Origin of the sequence: Virgibacillus sp. M23 (assembly GCF_034190895.1) — a bacterium.
Taxonomy (GTDB): Bacteria; Bacillota; Bacilli; order Bacillales; family Amphibacillaceae; genus Virgibacillus; species Virgibacillus salarius.
In genome coordinates this window covers 1-730 of the sequence record NZ_JAWDHA010000138.1, presented here as the reverse complement: position 1 = coordinate 730, position 730 = coordinate 1, and the positions used below count along the sequence as shown (strand labels likewise).

Below are 730 nucleotides of genomic sequence, written 5' to 3'. Positions count from 1 at the left end.
AGCTGCAGATTATTTCAAAGCAGACAAAGGAGAACAATGGGGCAATCTTATCAGCAGCACTAAAAGAATGTGTGAAAAGAAATCTTTATAGTGCGACAGATTTTAGCGATATCGTTTCATACATCAAACGACAACGCCAAGCTGATGATACAATAACCGATAACGCCCGGGCTGTATCATCAATAAATAAGATTTCAGGCTGGCTCATGGATACGGAAGCCCAAAAGAGAACAGTAAATGCCTATACTGAAATATTGGAGGGTGAGTCTAATTGAGTCAGCTGAATCAATTACAAGATTTGATGAAAACCCTCCGCCTAACCGAAACAGCTATCCATCTTCCTACACTCATAAGAGAAGCTGAGCAAAAGGACGCATCCTTTACTCAGTTTCTCCTGGATGTGGCAACCTATGAACAAAAGCGCAGAGAAGAAAAGCTATTAGAGAAACGGTTTAAATGGGCGACGTTCCCGTTTTTCAGCACTCTGGAAGAATACGATTTAAAAGAACAGAAATCATTAAGTTCAAAGAAACTAAATCAGTTGAAGGACTTAACGTGGATGGAGCAGCTATATAATATTATTTTCCTTGGGCCGCCAGGCGTCGGCAAAACCCACCTATCGATTGGGCTGGGCATGGAGGCTCTCAACCAAGGATATAAAGTGATTTTTACTACGATGGGTGATCTCATTCATGTATTAAAGACTGAAGAAATCACAAGGAAATCGAAA

Annotated in this window: 1 protein-coding gene and 1 pseudogene; both read left to right on the top strand. The window is 40.7% G+C overall.

Annotated elements, in window-relative coordinates; all coding sequences use genetic code 11:
- Positions 1–275: pseudogene (locus RVS70_RS21630) on the top strand (IS21 family transposase); the annotation flags it as partial.
- A partial coding sequence (locus tag RVS70_RS21625; RefSeq protein ID WP_321134778.1) for an ATP-binding protein occupies positions 272–730 on the top strand: 459 nt, incomplete at its 3' end. The pseudogene RVS70_RS21630 and the gene RVS70_RS21625, both read left to right, overlap by 4 nt.